Source organism: Rhodococcus sp. NyZ502, assembly GCF_041464245.1.
GTDB lineage: Bacteria > Actinomycetota > Actinomycetes > Mycobacteriales > Mycobacteriaceae > Rhodococcus_F > Rhodococcus_F qingshengii.
The window spans coordinates 3,660,292-3,685,221 of record NZ_CP167155.1; the positions used below are offsets into that span (position 1 = coordinate 3,660,292).

Annotated in this window: 25 protein-coding genes and 1 riboswitch; of the genes, 14 read left to right on the forward strand and 11 right to left on the reverse strand. The window is 63.3% G+C overall.

Annotation, left to right across the window (positions count from 1 at the left end):
• Positions 1–27: 27 nt before the first annotated feature.
• Positions 28–1,080, reverse strand: a complete 1,053-nt coding sequence (locus tag ACBG85_RS16800; protein ID WP_003941704.1) for a C40 family peptidase — start codon at positions 1,078–1,080, stop codon at positions 28–30.
• A gap of 324 nt (positions 1,081–1,404) precedes the next feature.
• Positions 1,405–1,962, reverse strand: coding sequence for a C40 family peptidase (locus ACBG85_RS16805; RefSeq protein ID WP_003941754.1), 558 nt, complete (start codon positions 1,960–1,962; stop codon positions 1,405–1,407).
• A gap of 14 nt (positions 1,963–1,976) precedes the next feature.
• Positions 1,977–2,155, reverse strand: a riboswitch (cyclic di-AMP (ydaO/yuaA leader).
• A gap of 522 nt (positions 2,156–2,677) precedes the next feature.
• Here ACBG85_RS16805 and ACBG85_RS16810 point away from each other — a divergent pair.
• Together ACBG85_RS16810 and ACBG85_RS16815 are read left to right on the forward strand one after the other, a co-directional pair.
• Positions 2,678–4,438 carry a DEDD exonuclease domain-containing protein gene (locus ACBG85_RS16810; protein WP_167349886.1) on the forward strand — a complete coding sequence of 587 codons (1,761 nt, stop codon included), beginning with the start codon at positions 2,678–2,680 and terminating at the stop codon, positions 4,436–4,438.
• A gap of 78 nt (positions 4,439–4,516) precedes the next feature.
• The gene (locus tag ACBG85_RS16815) at positions 4,517–4,792 is read left to right on the forward strand and encodes an Lrp/AsnC family transcriptional regulator (RefSeq protein WP_003941677.1); all 276 of its coding nucleotides are present in this window, start codon (positions 4,517–4,519) and stop codon (positions 4,790–4,792) included.
• Between the two features lie 8 nt (positions 4,793–4,800).
• Here the strand turns inward: ACBG85_RS16815 and trpD are convergent, their stop codons facing one another.
• The gene (gene trpD, locus ACBG85_RS16820) at positions 4,801–5,892 is read right to left on the reverse strand and encodes an anthranilate phosphoribosyltransferase (protein WP_372024078.1); all 1,092 of its coding nucleotides are present in this window, start codon (positions 5,890–5,892) and stop codon (positions 4,801–4,803) included.
• A 139-nt stretch (positions 5,893–6,031) separates the two neighbouring features.
• Complete coding sequence (locus tag ACBG85_RS16825) at positions 6,032–6,520, reverse strand: hypothetical protein (protein ID WP_030537046.1); 489 nt, start codon at positions 6,518–6,520, stop codon at positions 6,032–6,034.
• Positions 6,521–6,647: 127 nt separating this feature from the next.
• On the opposite strand from ACBG85_RS16825, the gene ACBG85_RS16830 reads away from it, so the two are divergent.
• The 4 genes from ACBG85_RS16830 (at position 6,648) to ACBG85_RS16845 (ending at position 10,978) form a co-directional block, all read left to right on the forward strand.
• A complete protein-coding gene (locus ACBG85_RS16830) occupies positions 6,648–7,259 on the forward strand; it encodes a heme-copper oxidase subunit III (RefSeq protein ID WP_007730060.1) in 612 nt (203 codons plus the stop codon).
• Between the two features lie 64 nt (positions 7,260–7,323).
• The gene (locus ACBG85_RS16835; protein ID WP_003941682.1) at positions 7,324–8,175 is read left to right on the forward strand and encodes a cytochrome c; all 852 of its coding nucleotides are present in this window, start codon (positions 7,324–7,326) and stop codon (positions 8,173–8,175) included.
• Entirely contained in the window at positions 8,172–9,314 is a 1,143-nt protein-coding gene (locus ACBG85_RS16840; protein WP_007730058.1) for a ubiquinol-cytochrome c reductase iron-sulfur subunit, read from the forward strand. The genes ACBG85_RS16835 and ACBG85_RS16840 overlap by 4 nt, the downstream gene beginning before the upstream one ends.
• Positions 9,315–9,373: 59 nt before the next feature.
• A complete protein-coding gene (locus ACBG85_RS16845) occupies positions 9,374–10,978 on the forward strand; it encodes a cytochrome bc complex cytochrome b subunit (protein ID WP_372027869.1) in 1,605 nt (534 codons plus the stop codon).
• 149 nt (positions 10,979–11,127) lie between these two features.
• On the opposite strand, the gene ACBG85_RS16850 is transcribed toward ACBG85_RS16845, so the two are convergent.
• Positions 11,128–11,424, reverse strand: a complete 297-nt coding sequence (locus ACBG85_RS16850; protein ID WP_019748908.1) for an antibiotic biosynthesis monooxygenase — start codon at positions 11,422–11,424, stop codon at positions 11,128–11,130.
• Positions 11,425–11,490: 66 nt separating this feature from the next.
• Between ACBG85_RS16850 and ACBG85_RS16855 the strand changes: the two genes are divergently transcribed.
• Positions 11,491–11,880 (forward strand): DUF3224 domain-containing protein, encoded by a 390-nt coding sequence (locus ACBG85_RS16855; protein WP_030537047.1) that lies wholly within the window; start codon positions 11,491–11,493, stop codon positions 11,878–11,880.
• Between the two features lie 109 nt (positions 11,881–11,989).
• Here ACBG85_RS16855 and ACBG85_RS16860 read toward each other — a convergent pair whose 3' ends face one another.
• Both ACBG85_RS16860 and ACBG85_RS16865 read right to left on the reverse strand, forming a co-directional pair.
• On the reverse strand, positions 11,990–12,406 hold the full coding sequence (locus ACBG85_RS16860; protein WP_003941723.1) for a cytochrome c oxidase subunit 4: 417 nt from the start codon (positions 12,404–12,406) through the stop codon (positions 11,990–11,992).
• Positions 12,407–12,445: 39 nt separating this feature from the next.
• Positions 12,446–13,510: a cytochrome c oxidase subunit II gene (locus ACBG85_RS16865; RefSeq protein ID WP_030537048.1), complete on the reverse strand. Its 1,065-nt coding sequence runs from the start codon at positions 13,508–13,510 to the stop codon at positions 12,446–12,448.
• Between the two features lie 319 nt (positions 13,511–13,829).
• On the opposite strand from ACBG85_RS16865, the gene asnB reads away from it, so the two are divergent.
• Complete coding sequence (gene asnB, locus ACBG85_RS16870) at positions 13,830–15,755, forward strand: asparagine synthase (glutamine-hydrolyzing) (RefSeq protein ID WP_003941790.1); 1,926 nt, start codon at positions 13,830–13,832, stop codon at positions 15,753–15,755.
• 63 nt (positions 15,756–15,818) lie between these two features.
• Here the strand turns inward: asnB and ACBG85_RS16875 are convergent, their stop codons facing one another.
• The 3 genes from ACBG85_RS16875 to ACBG85_RS16885 all read right to left on the reverse strand — a co-directional run bounded on the left by ACBG85_RS16875 (position 15,819) and on the right by ACBG85_RS16885 (position 18,561).
• Complete coding sequence (locus ACBG85_RS16875) at positions 15,819–16,796, reverse strand: carbohydrate kinase family protein (RefSeq protein WP_003941700.1); 978 nt, start codon at positions 16,794–16,796, stop codon at positions 15,819–15,821.
• 196 nt (positions 16,797–16,992) lie between these two features.
• A complete protein-coding gene (locus ACBG85_RS16880; protein WP_007730053.1) occupies positions 16,993–17,343 on the reverse strand; it encodes an iron-sulfur cluster assembly accessory protein in 351 nt (116 codons plus the stop codon).
• 150 nt (positions 17,344–17,493) lie between these two features.
• The gene (locus ACBG85_RS16885; RefSeq protein WP_064075446.1) at positions 17,494–18,561 is read right to left on the reverse strand and encodes a glycerate kinase; all 1,068 of its coding nucleotides are present in this window, start codon (positions 18,559–18,561) and stop codon (positions 17,494–17,496) included.
• A gap of 134 nt (positions 18,562–18,695) precedes the next feature.
• Between ACBG85_RS16885 and ACBG85_RS16890 the strand changes: the two genes are divergently transcribed.
• The 6 genes from ACBG85_RS16890 (at position 18,696) to ACBG85_RS16915 (ending at position 23,810) form a co-directional block, all read left to right on the forward strand.
• Positions 18,696–19,352 (forward strand): DUF3043 domain-containing protein, encoded by a 657-nt coding sequence (locus ACBG85_RS16890; protein WP_007730051.1) that lies wholly within the window; start codon positions 18,696–18,698, stop codon positions 19,350–19,352.
• A gap of 2 nt (positions 19,353–19,354) precedes the next feature.
• Complete coding sequence (cobU, locus tag ACBG85_RS16895; RefSeq protein WP_054828420.1) at positions 19,355–19,942, forward strand: bifunctional adenosylcobinamide kinase/adenosylcobinamide-phosphate guanylyltransferase; 588 nt, start codon at positions 19,355–19,357, stop codon at positions 19,940–19,942.
• A gap of 23 nt (positions 19,943–19,965) precedes the next feature.
• Positions 19,966–21,111: a nicotinate-nucleotide--dimethylbenzimidazole phosphoribosyltransferase gene (cobT, locus tag ACBG85_RS16900; protein WP_047270132.1), complete on the forward strand. Its 1,146-nt coding sequence runs from the start codon at positions 19,966–19,968 to the stop codon at positions 21,109–21,111.
• 2 nt (positions 21,112–21,113) lie between these two features.
• Positions 21,114–21,881 (forward strand): adenosylcobinamide-GDP ribazoletransferase, encoded by a 768-nt coding sequence (locus ACBG85_RS16905; protein ID WP_372024083.1) that lies wholly within the window; start codon positions 21,114–21,116, stop codon positions 21,879–21,881.
• Positions 21,882–21,890: 9 nt separating this feature from the next.
• Positions 21,891–22,865, forward strand: a complete 975-nt coding sequence (locus ACBG85_RS16910) for a GlxA family transcriptional regulator (RefSeq protein ID WP_058226930.1) — start codon at positions 21,891–21,893, stop codon at positions 22,863–22,865.
• A gap of 123 nt (positions 22,866–22,988) precedes the next feature.
• Positions 22,989–23,810 (forward strand): dienelactone hydrolase family protein, encoded by an 822-nt coding sequence (locus ACBG85_RS16915; protein ID WP_372027871.1) that lies wholly within the window; start codon positions 22,989–22,991, stop codon positions 23,808–23,810.
• Here ACBG85_RS16915 and ACBG85_RS16920 read toward each other — a convergent pair.
• The gene (locus tag ACBG85_RS16920) at positions 23,804–24,907 is read right to left on the reverse strand and encodes a branched-chain amino acid aminotransferase (protein WP_372024085.1); all 1,104 of its coding nucleotides are present in this window, start codon (positions 24,905–24,907) and stop codon (positions 23,804–23,806) included. The two genes, ACBG85_RS16915 and ACBG85_RS16920, sit on opposite strands and share 7 nt — an antisense overlap.
• Positions 24,908–24,930: the final 23 nt, after the last annotated feature.

Below are 24,930 nucleotides of genomic sequence, written 5' to 3' on the forward strand. Positions count from 1 at the left end.
CACACGCCGCTCGGGCGCAGCAAGCCGTCAGTAACGACGCGCAGTGGAGAACTCCATGCCTGCCATCGACTGGACCTTCACCGGTACGCCGAACGTCGACGCATGCAGAATGTTTCCGTCGCCGGCGTAGATGCCGACATGCGAGTTGTCGCTGTAGAACGTCACGACGTCGCCGGGCTGTAGTTGGTCCCTCGACACCGGTACACCGCCCTGCGCCTGCGCTTGGCTCGATCGCGGCAGAGTCTTTCCGATCTGCTTGTAGGCCCACACCACCAGACCTGAGCAGTCGAACTCGTTCGGGCCGGTCGCGCCCCAGACGTACGGGTCACCGATCCGCGTGAGGCCTGCCTGCAGAGCAGCAGCACCCGAGCCAGGGGTCAAGTTAGCCAGAATTTTGCTGAGATCGACGTCCGGCGGGAAAGGCGTACCGCTCAGTTGGTTACGTTCGTCGTCGGTGAGATTCTGGAAGGCTTTGGTCACGTCGGCGATCTGCGTCTGCAGTTCACTCTGCTTGCGCTGCAAATCGTCACTGAGCGCGCGGGCTTGATCGGCGGCGGTTCGCGCTTCTTCGGCCGATCGCTTCGACGCTTCCGAGGCGGCACGCGCATCGGCAGTGGCTTGGTTGAACTGAGAGACCTGTACTGCCGCGTCGTTGGAAATCACGTCGAGCGCAGACATCTGGTCGAGCAACTGCTGCGGCGAGTCGCTCACCATCAACGCAAAGAGGCGATTGGTTCGCGCACCCTGGTAATTCGCTGTGGCAATACGGTTTACCGCCGGAGCGAACTCGGCGACGCGCGCCGAAGCCGCGTCGAGAAGACCCTGATCGGCTGCCGATCGCACGTCCGCATCATTCGCGACTGCCAGCTTCGCGTCGAGGTCGATCTGCGCGTTGTGCAGCGCTTCGTTGGTCTGCTCGGAAACCCGGGAGAGTTCACCGAGCTTGTCGAGCGCCTCGGTGGGGTTGGTGATGACGGGGTCGGCACCGGCCTGCATCGAAGGCCCTGCAACGAGTCCGAACGCCAGCACTCCCACTGTTAATGCGGCCCGTACTCGACTGTTGTTTTTCGATGAAACCACGGAATGCAACTCTCCGTCTCGGTGAAGCGACGCCGACCGGGGCCGGTCGACGATCTGTTAGCTGGCTGTCAACTATCCACAGTACCTGTCTCGGCCGCGCAATGTCTCGATAAGGTTACGGAACGGCATACGTTTGTGTCTACTCGCCGGTAGGCGTGTCGGGGTGAAGTACCGGGCGAATTGTCGCGAAACGAAAATGTGGGCCCCGAATCGAAGATTCGAGGCCCACATTCGAAGATCCGGAGCTCCCCCGAGCTCCGCCGCATCACAGCGGCGGATCGTTCCGACTGCCTACCGGAGACAGCCGTCGAGCGTGTTCAGAAATCAGTAACGGCGAGCGCCGTCGTACGGCATCGAGGACACCGGAGCGAGCTTCACGGGCTGACCAGCGGTCGACGCGTGGATGACATTGCCGTTACCGGCGTAGATGCCCGAATGCGATCCGCCGTAGAAGGAGATCACGTCGCCGACCTGAAGATCGGACTGTGCGACGGCAACGCCGGCTGCAGCCTGGTCGTAGCTCGTGCGAGGCAGGTTGAGACCGGCCTGCTTGTATGCCCACTGAACGAGACCGGAGCAGTCGAATGCGTCCGGGCCGGCTGCGCCGTACACGTACGGGGAGCCCAGCTTGCTCTCTGCGGCGCGAACTGCCTGCTCACCAACACTGGAGATGGGAGCGGCCGGTGCAGCCGGTGCGATGTCGGTGATGCCCGGAATGACCGGCAACTGAGGAATAGAAACGCCCGGAACCTCGAACGTGCCGACGCCGGGGATGGTGATGGGGTCTGCCGAGGCAGGTGCAGCGGTTGCAGCGAATGCTCCGACTGCGAGCGCGCCGGCTACTGCCAACTGCGCTGAACGCTTGAAACTCTGTGACGCCACTTAAGGGGTGCTCCATTTCTTCCATTCATCCGCCGACCGAGTTAGCTGACGGGTTCGGGCTGGGAAGATCAGCCCTACCCGCGTGGTCTGCAGCGATCCTGCGTGCTGCACCCCAGGCGGGATTCACCCCAGTGGAAACTTGGGTTCCCGGTTCGGGTTCCTCGCGGAGATCCCGATTAGGCGGTTCCTGACGATGCCGGTCCTGTTTGGTCCGGCAAGACTTCGTTAGGTCTCAGGAAGGTTACGAAATGATCGCGACGATGTCGACCGCTTCGTGACAATCGTGCCCGATTCGCCGGAAATCGTGGTGCCGCGCCCGCGATACGCCCGGCGGGTCACGGGGAGATAACAACAGGTCGGTTCGGCGACCCACTCCAGGCCGTCAAACCCGCGCCCGCTACCCACTGCCAAGGCTCACCAAACCCGACAATCCGATCTTCCATGCAGTTCAACGATGATTACTTGAAACTAGAACTTGTTCCGGTCACGGACGCGGTTTCAGCCGTCGACAGACGCACCGAAGACCCCCTCGACTCGCCCTACTCACAAGTAGGCGCGCGTCCACATTCGCGAGTTCCCACCGCAAGTGTGATCCTCGTCTCTCCTACTTTTGTCGGGCGTTCATCGACCGATTTCGCAACGGAAGTCCGTGCGGGTCGGATTCCGTGTCTGCACTCTCGAATTCGTGTCGGGGGGTACTTCTACTGTCTGCGGTGTGAGTCCCGCCTCGGCCCGAGAATTTCCGTCTCCGCCCCCGTTCTCCGACGGGGAGAAGTTCGACGTCGGGCGGCAACTGAGCTTCGACGAACTGGACACACCGCTGAGCGAGACAACATTTGTCGTCGTCGACCTCGAGACCACAGGGGGCAGCGCCGACCAGGACTCCATCACCGAGATCGGCGCCGTCAAGATCCGCGGCGGCGAGGTACTGGGCGAAATGGCAACACTCGTCGACCCCGGCCGGTCGATTCCGCCGTACATAGTCGAACTGACCGGAATCACCACAGCCATGCTGATCGGTGCACCTCCCATCGAACGTGTCCTGCCTGCTTTTCTCGAGTTCGCCGAGGGCGCGGTGCTGGTGGCACACAACGCGCCGTTCGACATCGGTTTCCTCAAAGCAGCGGCGTCACGCAGCGCGCGCCCGTGGCCTGCGTTCCGTGTCCTGTGCACCGTCAAACTCGCCCGGCGCGTACTCACACGCGACGAAGCACCTTCGGTGAAGCTCTCCGCACTCGCCCATCTCTTCCAAGTGACCACCCAGCCGACGCACCGGGCTCTCGACGACGCGCGTGCGACCGTCGACGTCCTCCACGGACTGATCGACAGGGTCGGAAACCAGGGTGTCCACAGTTACAGCGAACTAGTCGACTACCTGCCCAACATTTCCTCGCATCAACGGGCCAAACGGTCCTTCGCCGCAAACCTGCCGCGAAGCCCCGGTGTCTACCTTTTCCGCGGTCCTTCCGACGAAGCCCTCTACATAGGAACTGCTACCGACCTTCGACGCCGCGTCCGCAACTACTTCACCGGTTCGGAGACCCGCGGCCGGATGAAGGAAATGGTCGCGCTGGCCACCCGTGTGGACCATGTCGAGTGCGCGCACGCTCTCGAGGCCGGGGTGCGTGAACTACGACTGCTGAGCGCGCATGCGCCGCCGTACAACCGTCGCTCCAAGTTTCCCAAGCGAGGTTGGTGGATCACCCTCACCGACGAGGCGTTTCCGAGACTGTCCGTGGTTCGCACGCCCACGGCCGATTCGATCGGCCCGTTCACCTCTCGCGCCGACGCAGTCGACGTCGCCGACACCGTCGCAGAGTTCAGTCGTCTGCGCACGTGTACCAAGCGTCTCGGACGCGGCGCCGTTCACGGCCCTGACTGCCCCGCTCGCGAACTGGGGGCGTGTCCAGCCTCCTGGACCCCGGAAATCAACGCAGAGGACTACGCGGCCGCCCCTGAGGCCGTGCGTGGATTCTTCCGAGGAACCAACGACGCTCCCCTCCAACAGATGCAGGCCCGGATCGACGAGCTGTCCGCACACGCGTTGTTCGAGAATGCTGCTCGTCTGCGTGACCGAACGGTCGCAGTCGCCACCGCAGTGCGGCGCACTCAGCGACTCGCTGCAGTCGCGGCGATCGAACAACTCGTTCTCGCCCGCCCCACCGGAGACGGCGGCTGGGAGCTGTCGGTGATCCGGTCCGGGCGTCTCGCGTCCGCCGGGCTCGCCAGACGTGGGACTCACCCGATGCCCGTCGTCGACGCCATCACCGCGGCGGCCGAAACCGTCCTACCGGACGACGCCCCGTTCCGCGGCGCGTCACCCGAAGAACTGGGACTGATCGCAAGGTGGCTCTCGTCGGACGGTGTCCGAATCGTGTCGGCGACGTCCGGATACGTCGAACCTGTGAGCGGCGCCGGCAAGTGGGAAGCCTGGTGCCGACTCGCCCGAGCCGGAACCGAATCCGAACATCGATGACGTAACGGCGGGGCGGCACCCCTAAGCTCGATCGAAACCACCGGGTCATCACAACCCGCAGGGAAATCGAGGAGAGAAATGATCAACGCCATCGTCATGATTCACGCCGAGTCCGCTCGGATCCCGGAAACCGCGCAGGCCGTCGCCGACCTGTCCGGAGTGACCGAGGTCTACTCGTGCGCAGGTGACGTCGATTTGATCGCCATCGTGAAAGTGCGTGACCACGCCCAGATCGCCGACGTGGTCACCGGAGGAATCAACAAGGTGCCCGGCGTTCTCCGAACCGCCACACACATTGCGTTCCAGTCATTCTCCAGCGCAGACGTCGAGGCCGGTTTCTCGCTGGGTGAATAGCCCCTCGATCAGGCTTGGTCGGCCAGCTCGGCGGTGAGCGCCGCCCACTTGTGAAGCAGTTCAGCGCCCGCGCCGCTGTCGATCGCGGCAGCGGCTGCAGTCATCCCGGAAGAGATCGCACTCTCGAGATCGTCGCCGACACCGTTGAATGCCGCGATGGCTGCTCCCGCGTTCAGCAGGACCGCGTCCCGGACCGGCCCCTTCTGCCCGGAAAGCAGCGTTCTGGCGACGGTGGCGTTGATTTCGGCGTCGCCTCCACGCAACTCTTCGAGAGGAACGCGGTCGATTCCGAGGTCACGCGGATCCAGCGTGACAGTTCGCACACTTCCACCCCCGACGATGTGAACCGTCGACGTCGTCGATGTGGTCAGTTCGTCCAGTCCGTCGTCTCCCCGTACCACCAACGCCGAATTGCCGCGCTGCGCAAGGACTCCCGCGACGACCGAGATCAGTTTCGGAAATGCGCACCCGATCAGCCCGGCACGCGGACGAGCCGGATTGGTCAGTGGACCGAGCACGTTGAATGCCGTCGGAATGCCGATTTCCTTGCGAGGCACCGCCGCAAAGCGCAGTGCAGGATGGAAGACCGGCGCGAAACAAAAGCCGATGCCGACCTCTTCGACACACCTCGCAACCTGCTCCGGCCCGAGGTTGATGCGAACGCCGAGCGCCTCGAGCACGTCGGCGCCACCGCTCTTGGACGAAGCAGCGCGGTTGCCGTGCTTGACAACTCGCACACCGGACGCGGCAACCACGATCGAGGCCATCGTCGAGATGTTCACCGTGTTGGAGCGGTCACCACCCGTGCCGACGATGTCGACGACGTCGGAATCGACCGGCACGCGCCTGGAGTGTTCGAGCATCGCGGCGGCGAGCCCTTCCAACTCCGCGGGGGTTTCGCCCTTCATCTTCAGACCGACCCCGAAAGCAGCGATCTGAGCGGAGGTGGCGTTGTCCGACATGATCTCGCCCATAGCCCAGCGACTGTCGGCTTCCGACAAGTCACTGCCGTCCGTGAGCAAACCGAGAATCATCGGCCAGGACCGCACCAGTGCACTCGAATCGACGTTCACGGCGTTGGATGCGTCGGTGCCGGCCATAGTGCCTTGGTCCCCTGTCGTTCAAGTGGGCTGGATTTCGAGATGTCGTTTCGAGCTGTCGTTTCGCGCTGCCATTTTGTGCTGCCGATGACCCTCGCAGCCTAGTCAGTGAGGTAACGAGGAAACCGAATAGGGCCGCTCAGGACTTTCTGCGACCGCGTTTGGGCGGCGCCTCCGCAAGTATCGGGGGCTGGAGCGCGTCCCACCCGGCGACCGAACCACCGAGTCGCTGCGCCAGACCAGCCATTCGTGACCGCTCCTGGGAGCAATGCAGGGCGTCAAGCACCTGGACACGCTCGAAGACGACGCGAACCGAATTCTCGACCACCGGAGTCACGTCCTCGGGCCGACCCACGCCTCGCACATATCCGTCCTGGGCGACGATGCTCTCGGCATCGGCTACCGAGCCCTCCGGGAGGTCGAGATGGTGCCGCAGAACCACTTCGGACTCCGCCCTGAACTCCGGCTCGGTGGAGGCGGCACGTTCGAGAGCCGTCGAGCTCGCCTCGGCGTCGTCGAAGCCTTCGGCAACGACGACCAGATCCGACCGCCCTGCATCGAGCGGTGTCGGAATCTTCGTGCCGAAAATTCTCAGGAACCACGGTCTACTCTTGTGTGTAGCTGCCATCGCGCCAGCATATTCCGACCACGCCACCAGCGCGTTCGCCGCCCGATCCCGCGAACTCGAGCCGAGCGACGCGCCGATGGTGGACCCGAGTGGTCGTCTCTTACGACGAAGCGTCATACTTCTGTCTGTGACGAGCGCAGTAGGGACTTCAGGATCGGCAATCACCCAACGCGTGCACTCGCTGAACCGGCCGAATATGGTCAGCGTTGGCACCATCGTGTGGTTGTCAAGTGAGCTCATGTTCTTCGCAGGGCTCTTTGCCATGTACTTCGTGGCACGAGCTCAGGCGAACGGAAATTGGCCGCCGGAGCCAACCGAATTGAACCTGTATCTGGCCGTGCCGGTGACCTTGGTGCTTATCGCATCTTCGTTCACCTGCCAGATGGGTGTCTTCGCGGCTGAGCGTGGCGACGTCTTCGGACTTCGTCGCTGGTACACCATCACCTTGGTCATGGGGGCGTTCTTCGTCGCCGGCCAGGGTTACGAGTACTACCACCTCGTGCACGAGGGCACCACGATTTCGAGCAGCGTGTACGGCTCGGTGTTCTACATGACCACCGGCTTCCACGGTCTGCACGTCATCGGCGGTCTCATCGCCTTCGTCTTCTTGATCGCACGTACCCGGGTCAGCAAGTTCACGCCCGCCCAGGCCACCGCCGCGATCGTTGTTTCGTACTACTGGCACTTTGTCGACATCGTGTGGATCGCGCTGTTTGCCACGATTTATTTCATCCGTTAATCAGCTGTACGCCCCAGGCAGCCCCTGACGTCCAGTTCCGTCCCGACATACCAAAGGGATACAGATGAGTTCATCCCCCCCTCCCGCATCCGATAACTCAGCGAATGCCGCGAAGTCGCGTCGCCAGCGGAAAATCCGCCGGCGCGTCACTGGCGCGCTCGTATTGATGATGGGATTGATCAGCGCAGGTTTCCTCGCTTCGGCGTTGACACCAGCTCCGCAGGTTGCGACCGCCAGTGACGATTCAGCAGCCCTGATTCGTGAAGGCAAGCAGCTGTACGACACGTCATGCATCACGTGCCACGGCGCGAACTTGCAGGGCGTGCAGGATCGCGGTCCCAGCCTCATCGGCGTCGGCGAAGCAGCCGTGTACTTCCAGGTCTCCTCTGGTCGTATGCCGGCAGCTCGCAACGAGGCCCAGGCTGCACGCAAGGACCCCAAGTTCGATGCTGCGCAGACCGACGCCCTCGGCGCTTTCATCCAGGCCAACGGCGGCGGCCCGACGCTCATCCGCGACGAGAACGGCGAAATCGCCCAGTCCTCGCTGCGCGGTGGCGACGTCGGACGCGGCAGTGAGCTCTTCCGGCTCAACTGCGCGTCGTGCCACAACTTCACCGGCCGCGGTGGCGCACTGTCCTCGGGCAAGTACGCCCCGGTCCTGGATCCGGCCAGCGAGCAGCAGATCTACGCTGCCATGGTTACCGGTCCCCAGAACATGCCGAAGTTCTCGGATCGTCAGCTGACGATCGAGGAGAAGAAGGACATCATCGCCTACGTCAAGTCGTCGGGCGAGTCGAAGGACCCCGGTGGGTACGGGCTCGGTGGCCTCGGTCCGGCCTCTGAGGGTCTCGCCATGTGGGCCGTCGGAATCATCGCTGTCGTCGGTGCAGCATTGTGGATCGGAGCAAGGTCATGAGCGACGCTGGCCAGCATGGCGGCGATACGCCTAAGAAGTACACAGATGAAGAGCTCGACGCGATGTCACGCGACGACCTGGTCAAGCTGGGTACCAATCTCGATGGCGTCGATGTCGTCTACCGCCGTGATCGTTGGTCGGTAAAGGGCACCAGGGCGGAAAAGCGCGCCGAGCGCAACGTCGCCTTCTGGTTCGGCCTCGCCGGCGTTTCGGCGATCGCGTTCATCGCGATCTACCTGTTCTGGCCCTGGGAGTACGCAGGCGCCGGTGACGAGAACTACGGCAAGTACAGCCTGTACACCCCGCTGATCGGCTTGACCATGGGTCTGGCGATCCTCGGCGTCGGCATCGGTGCCGTTCAGTTCACCAAGAAGTTCATCCCCGAAGAGGTCTCGATCCAGGACCGCCACGACGGTGGTTCCACCGAGGTCGATCGTCGCACGATCGTCGCCGAGCTCGGCGACACCCTCGAGACGTCCACCCTCCCCCGCCGCAAGGCCATCAAGCGCAGCTTGATGTTCGGCGGCGGCGCACTCGGCGTCATGATGGTCATGCCCCTCGGCGGACTCATCAAGAACCCGTGGGCCAAGGGCGACGACTCACCTCTGTGGGTGTCCGGCTGGACCCCGAACTACCCGGGCGAGACCATCTACCTGCGTCGTGACACCGGCCGTCCCGAGGACATCGTCCTCGTTCGCCCGGAAGATCTCGATGCCGGTTCGATGGAAACGGTCTTCCCGTTCCGCGAGTCCGACCGTGGCGACGAGCACGCTCTGCTCGCAGCACTACGCGGCATTCGTAACTCGGTGATGCTCATCCGCCTCCGCACGGAAGACACCGCGCGTGTCACCAAGCGTAAGGGCCAGGAAAGCTTCAACTACGGCGATTACTTCGCCTACTCGAAGATCTGCACCCACCTGGGTTGCCCCACCTCGCTCTACGAACAGCAGAGCAACCGTATTCTGTGCCCCTGCCACCAGTCGCAGTTCGACGCACTGACCTACGGCAAGCCGATCTTCGGTCCCGCTGCTCGCGCACTTCCGCAGTTGCCTATTACAGTGAACGAAGAGGGCTTCCTGGTCGCCGACGGTGACTTCATCGAAGCACTCGGCCCGGCATTTTGGGAGCGTCGACCGTGACCACAACAACAACCAAACCGTCCAAGATCAGCGCGGCAGCGGCTGGACAAGCGGAGGCTATGGACTCCCGCTACCACCTCGCCGCAGGCATGCGCCGGCAGATCAACAAGGTCTTCCCGACGCACTGGTCCTTCATGCTCGGCGAGATCGCGCTCTACAGCTTCGTGATCCTGCTGATCTCCGGTGTGTTCCTGACGCTGTTCTTCGATCCGTCGATGGCACACGTCGTCTACCAGGGCGCATACCAGCCGCTTCGCGGTGTCACGATGTCTCGCGCCTACGAGACGACCCTGAACATCTCCTTCGAGGTGCGCGGCGGTCTCTTCGTTCGCCAGATTCACCACTGGGCTGCACTGATGTTCGCGGCGTCGATCATCGTTCACCTCGCTCGCATCTTCTTCACCGGCGCCTTCCGTCGCCCACGTGAAGCGAACTGGGTCATCGGCTGCCTGCTGCTCATCCTGGCGATGTTCGAAGGCTTCTTCGGTTACACCATCCCCGACGACCTGCTCTCGGGCACCGGCCTCCGCGCCGCCTTCGGTGGTATCACGATGAGTATCCCGATCGTCGGTACCTGGATGCACTGGCTGATCTTCGACGGCGACTTCCCCGGCGACCTCATCATCCCGCGTCTCTACGTCGCTCACGTGCTGCTGTTCCCGGGCATCATCCTGGCTCTGATCGCCGGCCACCTCGCGTTGGTCTGGTACCAGAAGCACACGCAGTTCCCCGGCCCCGGCCGTACGGAACAGAACGTCGTCGGCGTCCGCATCCTCCCGGTCTTCGCGATGAAGGGTGGCGCGTTCTTCGCCATGACCTTCGGCGTGCTCGCACTGCTCGGTGGTCTGTTCCAGATCAACCCCGTGTGGAACATCGGTCCGTACAACCCGTCACAGGTCTCGGCAGGTTCCCAGCCCGATATCTACATGATGTGGACGGACGGCCTTGCTCGACTGTGGCCGGCGTGGGAGATCTACCTGTTCAACCGGTACACGATCCCTGCAGTGTTCGCCGTCGCCCTGATCATGGGCCTCGTCTTCGCACTGTTGATCGCGTACCCGTGGATCGAGAAGCGTCTCACCGGAGACGACGCTCACCACAACATCCTGCAGCGCCCGCGCGACGTGCCGGTCCGTACCGCTATCGGTGCGATGTCCATCGCGTTCTACCTGGTGCTCACGATCTCCTGCATCAACGACATCATCGCGTATCACCTGCACATCTCGCTGAACGCAATGACGTGGATCGGCCGTATCGGCATGGTCGTCCTTCCGCCCATCGCGTACTTCGTGACGTACCGGTTCTGCATCGGCCTGCAGCGCAGTGACCGTGCAGTCCTCGAACACGGCATCGAGACCGGCATCATCAAGCGGATGCCGAACGGCCAGTACATCGAGATCCACCAGCCGCTCGGCCCCGTCGACGAGCACGGACACCCGATCCCGCTCGAGTACCAGGGTGCTGCTGTCCCGAAGAAGATGAACAAGCTCGGCCTCGCCGGCAAGCCCGGTAGCGGTAGCCTGATCACCGCTGACCCAGTCGAGGAGAGCGAGGCTCTCGAAGCCGCTCATCACGAAGCTGAGCACGAGCAGCTTCAGATCCTTCTGGACTACCAGAACCGAACCAACGGCAAGTCCGATGGTTCCAGTGGAGAACTCCACTAAGAACGTCAGTTGACCAGTGAGGCCCCGAACCGGATTCCGGTTCGGGGCCTCACTCGTTCTCTGAGCGATTCAGTATGGACAACCTCCAAGTGGGCACCACTCCCCCGGTTCGTCGTCTGAGCGCCGACAACAGCAGGCACTACGCTTTGCTAGACCTCGAGCACAGTCGAATAGTGCTCCACCGTCGGGAACGGCTCGTAGAAGTGATGGAGAAGTTCTCGCCACTTCTCGTATCCTGGCGACTTACGGAACCCGATGGTGTGTGACTCCACGTCTTCCCACTCGACCAGCAGGAGATATCGCTCCGGTGATTCCAGGCAGTGCGAGAGCCGCAGCCTGATGAATCCGGGAACCTCGGAGATGATGGTTCGGGCCACGTCGAATGCGGCCTCGAAACGCGCTGACTGCGACGGATCGACCTGCAGGACGGCATGTTCGAGAATCATCTACCGAGTGTTGCACGTTCTCGGGAGTCCCCTCGAGGCGTTGTCGCCTGGTGAGATACTCGGACCATGACATCCCATGCACGCGGCACCTTCGAGATCGATCTTCGCCCCGCCGATCCTGAGCTCTCCGGACGCGTCGGACGCTTCGAGTTCGACAAGACGTTCATCGGCGGCGTCGAAGGCACGTCGTCCGGACTGATGCTGTCCGCGGGCGATCCGACAGCCGGTGCAGCGGGCTATGTCGCTTTGGAGTTTGTCACGGGGCAGGTCGACGAAGCTGTGGGATCGTTCGCCCTTCAGCAGTTCGGTCAGATGATCGACGGAACGCAGAAGCTTCTGTACGAGATCGTGCCGGGGTCCGGAACCGGCGAGTTGAAGGGCATCGCAGGCACTCTCGAGCTGGAGGTCGTCGACGGTCTGCACCGCTACGACCTCGAATACTCGCTCCACGATTGACAGAGAGCGGTTGTTGACAGGCACCCTCCTACCACCGAAACGTACATAAACGACAACAGAGGCGCCGTACCCGGGTGGGTGCGGCGCCTCTGTTCGAGTGCGGGTGAAACTAGTGCTTCTCGGGTCCGGTGTAGTACTCGAACACCAGGCCTGCGGCTGCGGCGAGCACACAGACAACTGCGACTGCGATGAGCCACGGCTGGAAGTACGCCAGCGACACTGCCGCGAGTGCAGCAGCAGCGGCAAGCAGGATCGGCCAGAAGCTACCCGGGCTGAAGAAGCCCAGTTCTCCTGCACCATCCGAGATTTCAGCGTCGTCGTAGTCCTCGGGACGGGTGTCCAGACGACGGGCGACGAAGCGGAAGTAGGTACCCACGATGAGCGTCAGACCTGCAGACAGGACGATGGCCGTCAGTCCGGCCCACTCGATACCTGTGCGTGACAGAGCGGTGAACACTCCGTAGATGATCGCGACGAGAATGAAGAACATCGTCAGGATCTCGAAGAGCTTGGCTTCGATCTTCATATCAGCACTTGTCCTTGTTCAGTGAAGAGGCTGGCCGGCTCAGTTGCCTGCAGTGGCGACGGTTGCCTGACGGTACTCGCGGTCGGTGTTGAACGGCGTGGTCGACGTAGCCACCGGCGACTGACCGATTGCCTGCAGAGCCTCGGCGGTCGTCAGACCACCCTTGCCCTCCGCGTCACCCTTGCGCAGTTCGATGTACTTGGCGAAGTCCTCGGGCGAAACCGCACGAACCTCGAAGTTCATCATCGCGTGGAACGTGCCACACATTTCTGCACAACGCCCGACGAACGCGCCTTCCTTCTCGATCTCACTGATCTGGAAGATGTTGTCCGAGTGGTTCTCCTTGGGGTTCGGGAGAACGTCGCGCTTGAACAGGAACTCAGGCACCCAGAAAGCGTGAATGACGTCCGAGGAAGCAAGTTCGAACTGGATCCGCTTGCCGGTGGGCAGAACGAGGATCGGGATCTCCTGGCTGGAGCCGACGGTCTCGATCTTGTCGTAGTGCAGGTAGCTCAGGTCCTCGGTGCTGTTGCCGTGGATCGGGCCGGGAACTTCTTCCCCGTGTTCGTTCACGGTCGAGCCCTCGGTCTTGGCAGCCTCTTCGGCCTCGACGTCGATTCCGTTGTACTTGGCGGAACCGTCACCGAACTCGATGGAGCGGTAGCCGAACTTCCAGTTCCACTGGAAGGCCGTGACGTCTACAACGACGTCAGGGTTGTCCGTCTTGTCCAGAACATGGTTCTGAACGATGACGGTGAAGTAGAAGAGAACCGCGATGATGACGAAGGGAACTGCCGTGTAACCGAGTTCGAGCGGCACGTTGTATGCCGTCTGACGCGGGAATTCCGGCGAGTCCTTCTTCTTACGGTGGAAGATGACGGCCCAGAAGACCAACCCCCACACCAGCACACCCATGACGAGGGCGGCTACAACCGACCACGTCCACAGCTCACGCATGCGCGTCGCCTCCGGGGTGATGCCCGAAGGCCACCCGAAACGAAGCACTTCGTTGTCGATGGAGCAACCCGACAGCAGCAAGGCAGCAATGCCCAGAGATACTGCCAGCCCCGCTCGCCGAAGGATCCGACCTTGCGCCACGTTCACGCCTTCCTGATCGCCACAAAATTCAACTAGGGCATGCCCGGAGGGAAGGCCCAATTACTACGCAGCGTAGACCAAAGCCGGGCGCTATCCATCCTCGGGTCCTCGCCCGTGTCGCGGCGGACGTCACACAGCTCTCTCAGGTGCTGCTCAGGAACGGCTCAGGTCGTTTCGGCGACGCACATCACGTCGATTCGTTCCGCCGCGATCGGCAGGGACGTCGATCTGCGGCATACTTTCGTCAAGAGTTCGTTGACCTCTCCCCGACACTCGTGTCCGGGAGCCTTCTGTACAAAAATTCTGAATCGAGGAACCGGACGCTGTGTGTGGACTGCTCGGGCTACTGACATCTGGCGGAACCAGCGAGGACGCCGTCTCGCGGGTCGACCAGGCGATGCATTGCCTTCGTCACCGCGGGCCGGACGAACACGGGACGTGGAACGACGATCACCTCGTCTTCGGGTTCAACCGCCTGGCGATCATCGACATCGCTCATTCCCACCAGCCGCTGCGTTGGGGCCCACCGGAGAACCCGGAGCGTTATGCGCTCACGTTCAACGGCGAGATCTACAACTACTTGGAGATCCGCGCCGAACTGGTCAAGGACCACGACGCCAAGTTCTTCACCGAGGGCGACTCCGAGGCCATCGTCGCTGCATTCCACTACTGGGGTGAGGACGCGGTCCGGCGCCTGCGCGGAATGTTCGCGTTCGCGATCTGGGACACCGACACACGCGAGCTGTTCATCGCGCGCGATCCGTTCGGGATCAAGCCGCTGTTCATCGCGACCGGCGCCGGCGGCACCGCGTTCGGCAGCGAGAAGAAGAGCCTGCTCGAACTCACCGATCTGATCGGCATCGGTACCGAGCTGGATCCGCGTGCCATCGAGCACTACACCGTTCTGCAGTACGTACCGGAGCCGGAAACACTGCACAAGCAGATCCGACGCCTGGAGTCGGGCAGCTTCGCCCGGGTGCGTCCGGGCGAGGAGCCCACGTTCACGCGGTATTTCACGCCGAAGTTCCCGGCCAAGCCTTTTGCACCTGGCACCGAGAAGGCGCGCTACCAGGAAATCGCCGAGGCACTCGAGGATTCGGTCGCCAAGCACATGCGCGCCGACGTCACCGTCGGTTCGTTCTTGTCCGGTGGTATCGACTCCACGGCGATCGCGGCGCTGGCGATGCGCCACAACCCCAACCTGATCACCTTCACGACCGGTTTCGAACGTGAGGGCTATTCCGAGGTCGACGTCGCTGCAGAATCTGCCGCAGCGATCGGCGCGAAGCACGTCGTCAAGGTGGTCTCCCCCGCCGAGTTCGCCGCTGCCATTCCCGAGATCGTCTGGTACCTCGACGACCCGGTAGCCGATCCGGCATTGATTCCGCTGTGGTTCATCGCGAAGGAAGCGCGCAAGCACGTCAAGGTCGTGCTGTCCGGCGAGGGTGCTGACGAGCTGTTCGGCGGCTACACGATCTACCGTGAGCCGTTGTCGCTCAAGCCTTTCGAGTACCTCCCCAAGGGACTGCGTCGGGCTGCCGGCAAGTTGTCCGAACGCATCCCGGACGGCACTCGCGGCAAGAGTCTGCTCAACCGCGGTTCCTTGACGCTCGAGGAGCGCTACTACGGAAATGCTCGTAGCTTCAACGACGCTCAGCTCCGCGCCGTCCTGCGCGATTTCCGCCCCGAGTGGACTCACCAGGACGTCACTGCGCCGATCTACGCGCAGTCACGGGACTGGGATCCGGTTGCGCGGATGCAGCATCTCGACCTGTTCACCTGGCTGCGCGGCGACATCCTCGTCAAGGCAGACAAGATGACGATGGCCAACTCGCTGGAACTGCGTGTGCCGTTCCTCGATCCCGAGGTCTTCGACGTCGCGTCACGCGTACCGCTCGATCAGAAGATCACGAAGGACACAACCAAGTACGCACTGCGCCAGGCCCTGGAAGGCATTGTGCCGCACCATGTTCTGCACCGTGCGAAGCTCGGATTCCCGGTTCCCCTACGCCACTGGCTGCGCGGCACCGAACTCTTCGACTGGGCACATCTGCAGATCGAGGAGTCGGGTACCGACCACATCTTCGACAAGCAGGCCGTCGTGAAGATGCTCAACGATCACCGCGAGGGCGTGTCCGACCACAGCCGACGCCTGTGGACCGTCCTGACCTTCATGGTCTGGCACGGAATCTTCGTGGAGAAGCGCATCGTGCCGCAGATCCAGGAACCGGTGTACCCGGTCAATATCTAGGCCTTCGGCCCCGTGAGCGGTTAGGGAGTCTCCGGACTCCTCAACCACTCACGGGGCGGAGCCCTACTTCGGCAGGATCGTCGCGATCTCGTCCGCTGCCGCGCTGCCGTATGCGTCGGTAAGGCGCTTGAGTGCCTCGTCGCGATTGAACACCCACTCCTGCGTTCCCACGGTCTCGAGAATCAACACAGCGACCAAAGATCCCAACTGTGCAGCACGCTCAAAGCTCAGACCGGCGCCGTGTGCGAGCAGGAACCCGGCGCGGAAGCCGTCACCAACGCCCGTCGGATCCACCTTGCCGGTCTCGGGCACTACGTCGACGCGCACCCAATTACCTTCGGCGTCAACAATTTCCACACCCTTGGAGCCGAGGGTGGTGACACGGATGCCGACCTGCGCGCGGATCTCTTCCTCGCTCAGACCAGTCTTCTGCTGAAGCAGACCCCACTCGTACTCGTTGGTGAACAAGTACTTCGCGCCGTGAATGAGCGCCTTGGCCTCGTCACCGGACAGGCGGGCAAGCTGCTGCGACGGATCCGCTGCGAACGGAATCCCGAGCAGACGGCATTCGTCGGTATGGCGAACCATGGCCTCGGGGTCGTTGGCGCCGATCAGCACCAACTCGACTGCGCCCGCAGTCTTGGCCACTGCCGCGAGTTCGATCTCGCGAGCCTCGCTCATCGCACCGGGGTAGAACGACGCGATCTGCGCCATGTCCTCGTCGGTGGTGCACACGAAACGCGCCGTATGTGCCTTGTCCGAGATACGGACCGCGCTGCAGTCGACGCCGTTGTCCTCGAGCCACGTGCGGTACTCGGCGAAGTCGGCACCGACTGCGCCGACGAGTAGCGGGGACCCACCGAGCACGCCCATGGCGTAAGCGATGTTGCCGCCGACACCACCGCGGCGAATCACGAGATCGTCGACCAGGAAACTCAGCGAAACGTGGGCGAGCTGATCGGCGAGGAGCTGATCGGCGAAGCGGCCGGGGAAGCGCATCAAGTGGTCGGTGGCGATGGAACCGGTTACCGCAATAGTCACGGATCGTGGCCTTTCAGCGAAGTGAGTATATGAATGAAAGAGGAGCAAAAGTTCACGTTACCGCCCGTAGCGCCGTCATCGGCGCCCGAGCTGTCGGATCGGAACGGTCTACGTACGAGTCACCACAAACAACTGACGCGAAACCGAATGTCGGTTCCGCGTCAGTTGTTCGTGAATTGAGTTGTGATCGACAGACTCAGTTGAACGAGTCACCGCAGGCGCAGGAGCCTGTTGCATTGGGGTTGTCGATCGAGAAGCCCTGCTGCTCGATGGTGTCGAGGAAGTCGATGGACGCACCTTCGACGTACGGCGCGCTCATCCGGTCGACAACCAGGTTGACGCCGTTGAAGTCGACAGTGAGGTCACCGTCGAGCGTGCGGTCGTCGAAGAACAGCTGGTACTTCAGTCCGGCACAGCCGCCGGGCTGCACTGCAATACGCAGCGCGAGGTCGTCGCGACCCTCCTGATCGAAGAGTGCCTTCGCCTTGGCGGACGCGGCCTCGGTCATCTTGACGCCGTGGGTGGCGGTCTCGTTCTGCACAGTCATGGGCTCTCCCTAATGTTCGTACCAACCCGTGAACGCTTCAACGGTACGCCGCTGCCGACTTATTCCCGCCAGTCCTTTACCGGGTGCGATTCGTCTTCATCCTATCCGGTCTTCCCGACACGGCAACGGCGCGTCGACGCTTGTGGATCCTCAACTCCGGACGCCGCGCCAGATGTTCCACTCGCGCGCCGTGTGTTCGGCGAGTCCCTCGAGACACGCCGACGCCTCCTCCATCGCACGTTCCACCGACCCGGCGAAATCCGTCACCGACTTCGCCGCGACTATCGAGGTCGACGCATAGTCCGCCTCGTCGAGCGTCACCTGGCCGGCAAAGACGAGCGTCGGAACGCCGTGCGCTGCCCCCGCCGAAGCGAGCGTTGTGACGAGTTTGCCGCGCAGAGATTGGTGGTCGAACTTGCCTTCGCCCGTGATCACCAGGTCAGCGGAAGCCAGTAGCGCGGCCTGTCCGGTGCGATCCGCGACGACGTCGGCCCCGGATCGCCGCTGTGCACCGAGCGCAAAGAGCGCGGCACCGATACCACCCGCGGCGCCGGCACCCGGAAAACTCGACACTCGTTTTCCGGTGACGGACTCCAACTGTTCGGCCCATCTCGCGTTGCTCGCTTCGAGGACTGCGACGGCTTCGGCGTCGGCGCCCTTTTGCGGGCCGAACACCGCTGCCGCACCGTGCTCGCCGAGAAGTACGTGTTCGACGTCGGTGGCGGCGACCAACTGAATGCCTGCCGTAGCCGCCGTTGCAGCCTGCAGGCCGCCCAGCGCCTCCACCAGTCCACGTCCCCCGTCGGTGCAGCAACTCCCACCGAGTCCGACGACAACCGTCTTCACGCCTGCCTCGAGCGCGACAGCAATCAGCTCTCCCACACCGAGACTGTGCGCGGCGAGTGCGGTGTCCCGCGTCGGCGGACCTCCGAGCAGGCCGAGCCCGACGGCCTCGGCGGACTCGATGTACGCCGTGTCCGAATCGAACAGCCACGTGGCGTCGACGGCGGCGGTCAAAGGCCCGGACACCCGTGCAGTCCGGATGTCGCCCCCGGCCGTGGCCAAGACGTCGACGAATCCCGGACCACCGTCGGATTGTGGCGCGGTGACGACGTCGTCTTCGGGTCGGCCACGTCGCCAACCGGCAGAAATGGATTCGGCCGCTTCGACGGCCGTCAACGTCTCACCGAACGAATCTGGAGCAACTATTACCCGCATAGCCGAAGTCTAAGAGTCCCGAATGACCCCGATGTTTCACGATCTCGCGCGTTTCAGTGCCTCGGGCGATTGGGTTTTTCAGAAAGACCGAGGTCGGTTTCCCAGACCGTGCACTTATCCAATAGCCTGGAGGTGTGAAATTGTTACGCCGCGGTGACTCAGACAACTCCGACAAACGTGACGTCGAGGGCACTGAGGCATCCTCGGCCTCCGAAGAGGCGCCCATCGAGCAGGTGGGCAAGGGCCGCCCCACACCCAAGCGTCGTGACGCCGAGGCGAAGAGGCGTGGCCCCGTTGCCCCTGCCCCGCTGACCGCGAAGGAAGCCCGCGCCCGCCGCAAGGCGACCCGCGGCTCCAAGGAGGACCGCAAGGCCGAAGCCGCCGAGCGTCGCGCATCGTCGGCAGACCGCCGCGCCCGCATGCTCGCCGGCGAGGACAAGTACCTGCTCCCCCGCGACAAGGGACCGGTTCGCGCCTACGTCCGTGATTTCATCGACGCTCGCCGCAACCTCGTCGGGCTGTTCATGCCGCTCGCGTTGATCCTCATCATGACCATGTTCGTCACGCCCGCGCTCCAGCAGATCGTCACACTGGCAATGCTCGTGATGATGCTCTTCATGGTCGGTGAAGGCATCTGGCTCGGTCGCATGATCAACAACCGCGTCGCCGAGCGCTTCCCCGACAGCACCGACGGCGGCTTCAAGCTCGGCTGGTACGCGTTCGTTCGCGCGTCGCAGATCCGCAAGCTGCGCGCACCGAAGCCTCGTGTGGGGCCGGGCGACGCAATCTGAGCGTGACGAACACGTATAGAACTTTGGTCCTCGGCGGCGCGCGGTCTGGTAAGTCCGCGCACGCCGAGGATTTGGTTTGTGGAGGCCACTTACCCGAAAGTTCGGCACCGATCCGGTATCTGGCGACAGCCAGACGTGATGTCTCCGACGCAGACTGGGAGAGCCGGATCGACCAGCACCGCAACAGGCGGCCTTCCCATTGGTCGACTGTCGAAACCGCAGATGCCGGCGATCTCGCGGCGCAGCTCGAAAGCGATTCACACACAGCGACGTTGGTCGACGATCTGGGAACGTGGCTGACCACGGAACTCGATCGGCAAGGCGCCTGGGACGCACCGCGCGGCACCGTCACGCCCGCTGCGGACAGCCTGGTCGCCAGTGTCGAGAACTATCGCGGACACCTGGTGCTGGTCAGCCCCGAAGTGGGTTTGGCCGTCATCCCCGAGACGCGGTCCGGACGATTGTTCCGCGACGAGATCGGCACTCTCAACGCTCGTATCGCGGCGGTGTGCGATCGTGTCGTACTAGTGGTTGCAGGGTTACCGCTCATCTTGAAAGATACTGCTGCACAACCGGAAGGCACGATGTGAGTACCGAGGCCAATCCAGGGGCCATTTCAGGGGCGAATCCAGATGCCAACCCTGACGTCGCGCCAGTCAGTAGCGCCGACTTCGAACCCGTCACCCCGCCCGACCGCGAGGTGCGAGCGCAGGCCGATGCGCGTCAGCGTGATCTGACCAAGCCGGCCGGTTCGCTGGGCCGACTGGAGGCTCTCGCCGGCTGGGCATCAGCCTGCCAAGGAGTTTGTCCCCCACACGCTTTCGCTCGGCCTCGCGTCGTCGTGTTCGCGGGTGATCACGGAATCGCCCGCAACGGCGTCTCCGCCTATCCGCCGGAAGTGACCGCACAGATGGTCGCCAACTTCCTCGGGGGCGGCGCGGCGGTCAACGTCCTCGCCGAGGTTGCCGGCGCCACGGTACGCGTCGTCGACATCGCAGTGGACGGCGATACCGATCCGTCCGTCTCGAACCACAAGGTGCGCAGGTCTTCCGGGTCCATCGACCGCGAAGACGCCATGTCGAACGAGGAAACCCTTCAGGCCATCGCCGCCGGCCGAGCGATCGCGGACGAGGAAATCGACGGGGGCGCAGATCTCCTCATCGCCGGCGACATGGGCATCGGCAATACGACGCCCGCAACCGTACTCATCGCCGCACTCACGGACAGTGAACCCGTCGCGGTCGTGGGTCGAGGTACCGGTATCGACGACGCCGGATGGATCCGCAAGACCGCAGCGATTCGCGACGCTCTCCGGCGTGCCCGTCCGCACGTTCGCGACACAGTCGCGCTGCTGCGCACGTCTTCGGGTGCCGACCTCGCCGCGATGGCCGGCTTTCTGGCCCAGGCAGCTTCGCGTCGCACGCCGGTGATCCTCGACGGCGTAGTGGTCACCGCAGCCGCCATGGTTGCCGACGAACTGGCTTTCGGCGCACGTGAATGGTGGGTCGCCGGACACCGCTCCACCGAACCCGCCCACACCATCGCATTGACCCGCATGGGTCTCGACCCGATCGTCGAGTTCGACATGCGTCTCGGTGAAGGTTCAGGCGCAGTCACAGCGCTCCCGATTCTTCAGGGCGCAGTGGCAATCCTGGGCAAGATGGCGACATTCTCCGAAGCCGGTGTCAGCACTCAGGGCAGCGCACCTGTCGACGAACCCGAGTCGATCGACCTGACCAAGACCGATACGGCGGAGTGAGCGTGGCGGGCCCGCTGTCCGGAGTGCCGCTGGCCTTCTCGTGGCTGACGGTCCTTCCGGCTCGTGGTCCCTCCGACATCGATCGAACTGCCGGCCGTCGCGCCATCGCCGCAGCTCCGCTCACCGGGATCGCTCTCGGCATTGCCGCGACGTTTCTGCTCTGGGGCACAACCAGTATCGGCCTGAATCCCTATCTCGCAGGCTTGCTGACGGTCGGTGCGCTCGCTCTCGGGACACGCGGGATGCACGTGGACGGACTGGCAGACTCCGTCGACGGACTGGGTTGTTACGGTCCACCGGAGCGCGCCCGCGAGGTCATGCACAGCGGCGGTGCCGGACCGTTCGGGGTCGCGGCGCTGTTCATCTTCCTTGGGCTGCAATCGGTCTCCTTCGGCGTCCTCGCTGTTGCCGACTCCCCCACGCAGTGGATCGCCGTTCTCGTATCTGTCGCTGCGGGTCGTGTGGCCGTCGTTTTTGCCTGCCGCCGAGGTATTCTCGCGTCTGGCCCGAGCGGATTCGGTGCGCTCGTCGCCGATTCACAACCGTTGTGGGCCGCAATCGTGTGGTCGGTTCCGCTGATCGCCGCTTCCGGCTTTGCCACCGACCGGTGGTGGCTCGGCCCTCTCGTGACCGCGTCGGCGCTGGTGATCAGTGTGCTGTGCGTGCGTCACTGCGTCCGTAGATTCGGCGGACTCAACGGAGACGTTCTCGGATTCGCACTCGAACTCACTGTGACGCTTACGGCCGTCGGCCTCACTCTCGGACTGTGATCCGACGTCGTGCGAGTAGGTGTCCTTGCGTACGAAGGTTGCCTCGCGGCCGAGATCTTCGTTTTCACCGACCTTCTCCTGATCGCCAATCGCGTCGCTGATGGAGCGCCCGCCGACCCCTTCGAGGTATCGGTCATCGCAGCGTCCGGCACGCCCGTCGTTGCGGCAGGTGGATTTTCGCTCGGCGTGCAGGAGGGGCATCACGACATCGATCACCTGGTTGTGCCGGGGTTCGAACTCGTGCCGTCCGAAGACCCTGCGACGCGTTTGTCGCTGTGGGACAGAGAAATCGAGTTCATCCGTGCGTGCGAGGCGCGCGGCGTTCGGGTGTCGTCGGTCTGTGTCGGCGCGTATCTGCTGGGCGAGGCGGGACTGCTCGACGGACGCCGATGTACGACGTCGTGGCTGTACGGTGCGGACCTCGCAAGTCGTTACCCCGGTGCGACGGTTCGAACCGACTCGTTGATCGTCCAGGACGACGGCGTCACCACCACTGCTGCGTTCACCGCCGCGCTCGACCTCGCAACAGCACTCGTGCGCGAGCATCTCGGCGACAAGATTGCGCGTACGACCGCAAGAATTACGCTGGCGCCCGAAAACCGAACCAGTCAAGCTCCGTACATCCTCGACTCGATGCTGCCCGCCAAACACACACAGTTTGCCGACGACGTCGGAAGGTGGCTGGTCGAACGGATGGCGGAACCTTACGACTTGGATTTGCTGTCGAGTGCTTTTCACCTCAGCACCCGAACCATGCTTCGGAAGTTCAAGGACGAGACCGGGGAATCGCCGCGCAGTTATCTGCAGCGTGCACGGATCCGAAAAGCGAAACGGTTGTTGGAATCGACCGACTGGCCTCTCGGAAAGATCCTGGGGCACATCGGCTATCAGGATCCTGGAACCTTTCGTGGCCTGTTCACCGACCGCGTCGGCATCAGCCCGGCCGACTACCGAAAGCGATTCCGCAACGGCGGCGCCGGATAGGTGCGAGGCGAGCCCGCCCGAAAACATGGCGAACCGCCCTCTTCTGTAGTCGATCCCGCGCCGAAAGACTGTGCAGAGGAATTGTTTCGACTACTGAGAGGGCTCACCGTGCCGAACCGGAGCATGACCGAAGACGATCCGCTCGAAGACTTCGACCGTCGAACGATCACCATCGACGCAGTGGCGAAGTCCGTGTACGTGGCCGGCACCGGTCCCGCAGTAATCGTCATGCCGGAGATGCCGGGCATCAGCCCGCATGTAGCGCGATTCGCCCGCTGGGTGCGCGACGCCGGTTTCACTGTCTTCGTTCCGTCACTGTTCGGCCGCGACGGAGCGGTCCCCACAGTGAACGAGGGGCTGACGGTATTCAAGAGAGCCTGCGTCAGTGCAGAATTCCGCGCCCTCGCTGCCGACGAACCGAGTTCGGCGGTCCGTTGGCTGCGTTCACTCGCCGCTTCCGCCCATGAGGAGAGCGGCGGACCTGGCGTCGGCGTGATCGGAATGTGCTTCACCGGTAACTTCGCGTTGTCGATGATGCTCGAACCCTCGGTCATCGCGCCGGTTCTCGCCCAACCGTCGTTACCGCTCGATCGACCGGACGAAACCGACAGCGGGCCCGAAGAACTCGAAGCCGTGCGCTCGAGACTCGAGGCCGAAGACCTCACGGTGCTTGCATACCGCTTTCGAGGTGACTCGTTCTGCCGCGCACAACGATTCGCCGCCTATTCGAAGGCCTTGGGCGAGCGCTTCGTCGGGAAGGTACTACCCGACGAAGCGGCCAACGCGACAACGTCGCCGTTCTTCGAACACGTCATTGCCAATCCACACAGCGTGGTGACGGCTCATCTCGTCGACGAGGCGGGATCGCCCACCACCGTCGCACGAGACGAGATTCTGCAGTTCTTCCGGGAGCGATTGCTCGCGGAACGAACCAGCGATCAGTGAAGTTTCGTCATCCAGCCGTGGGTGTCGGCGAAGGTTCCGCGCTGGATACCCGTGAGGGTGTCGCGCAGTGCCATCGTCACCTCACCCGGCTCGCCGTCGGCGATGGTGAACTCGCCCTCGGCGGACTTGACGCGTCCGACGGGGGTGATGACTGCTGCTGTGCCGCAAGCGAAGACCTCGGTGATTTCACCGCTCTTGCACTTGGTGCGCCATTCGTCGGTGCTGATCTTGCGCTCCTCGACGGCGAAACCGGAATCGGCGGCAAGGGCGAGCAACGAGTTGCGCGTGATGCCTGGCAACAACGAACCGGACAGCGACGGCGTCACGAGGCGAGCGTCGGGGCCCGAGCCGAAGACGAAGAACAGGTTCATTCCACCCATTTCCTCGACGTACGTGCGCTCGATGGCGTCGAGCCAGACCACCTGGTCGCAACCCTCGTCGGCGGCTTGCGCCTGGGCGAGGAGTGAAGCGGCGTAGTTGCCGGCGAACTTGGCCGCGCCGGTACCACCGGGGGCCGCGCGAACGTATTCGGTGGACAGCCACACACTGACCGGCTTGACGCCGCGCGGGAAGTACGCACCGGCAGGCGAGGCAATCAGCAGGTAGCGGTACTCGTCGGCGGGACGGACACCGAGTCCGGCTTCGGTGGAGAACATGAACGGACGGAGGTAGAGCGCGTCCTCGCCACCGGCTGCGGGAACCCAGTCGAGATCGACGTCGATCAGTTCGGTGATGGAATCGATGAACATCTGCGACGGGAGCTCCGGCATGGCCAGACGGCGCGCAGATGCCGCGAAACGCTCGGCGTTGGCCTCGACGCGGAACGAGCTGATCTCGCCACCCGGCTGACGGTATGCCTTGAGGCCCTCGAAGATGGCCTGTCCGTAGTGCAAAACCATTGCGGCCGGATCGAGCTCGATGTTTCCGTACGGCAACACCTGGGCGTCGTGCCAGCCCTTGCCCGCGGCGTAGTCGATCGAGACCATGTGGTCGGTGAAGTGCCGCCCGAAGCCGGGCGCCGCCAAAATGTCACGGCGCTCGGCGTCGGACTTCGGGGACGAGCTCTGAACACGAACGAAATCGGCGGCACCTGTCATGGGCGCAATCCTATCGAACGTGA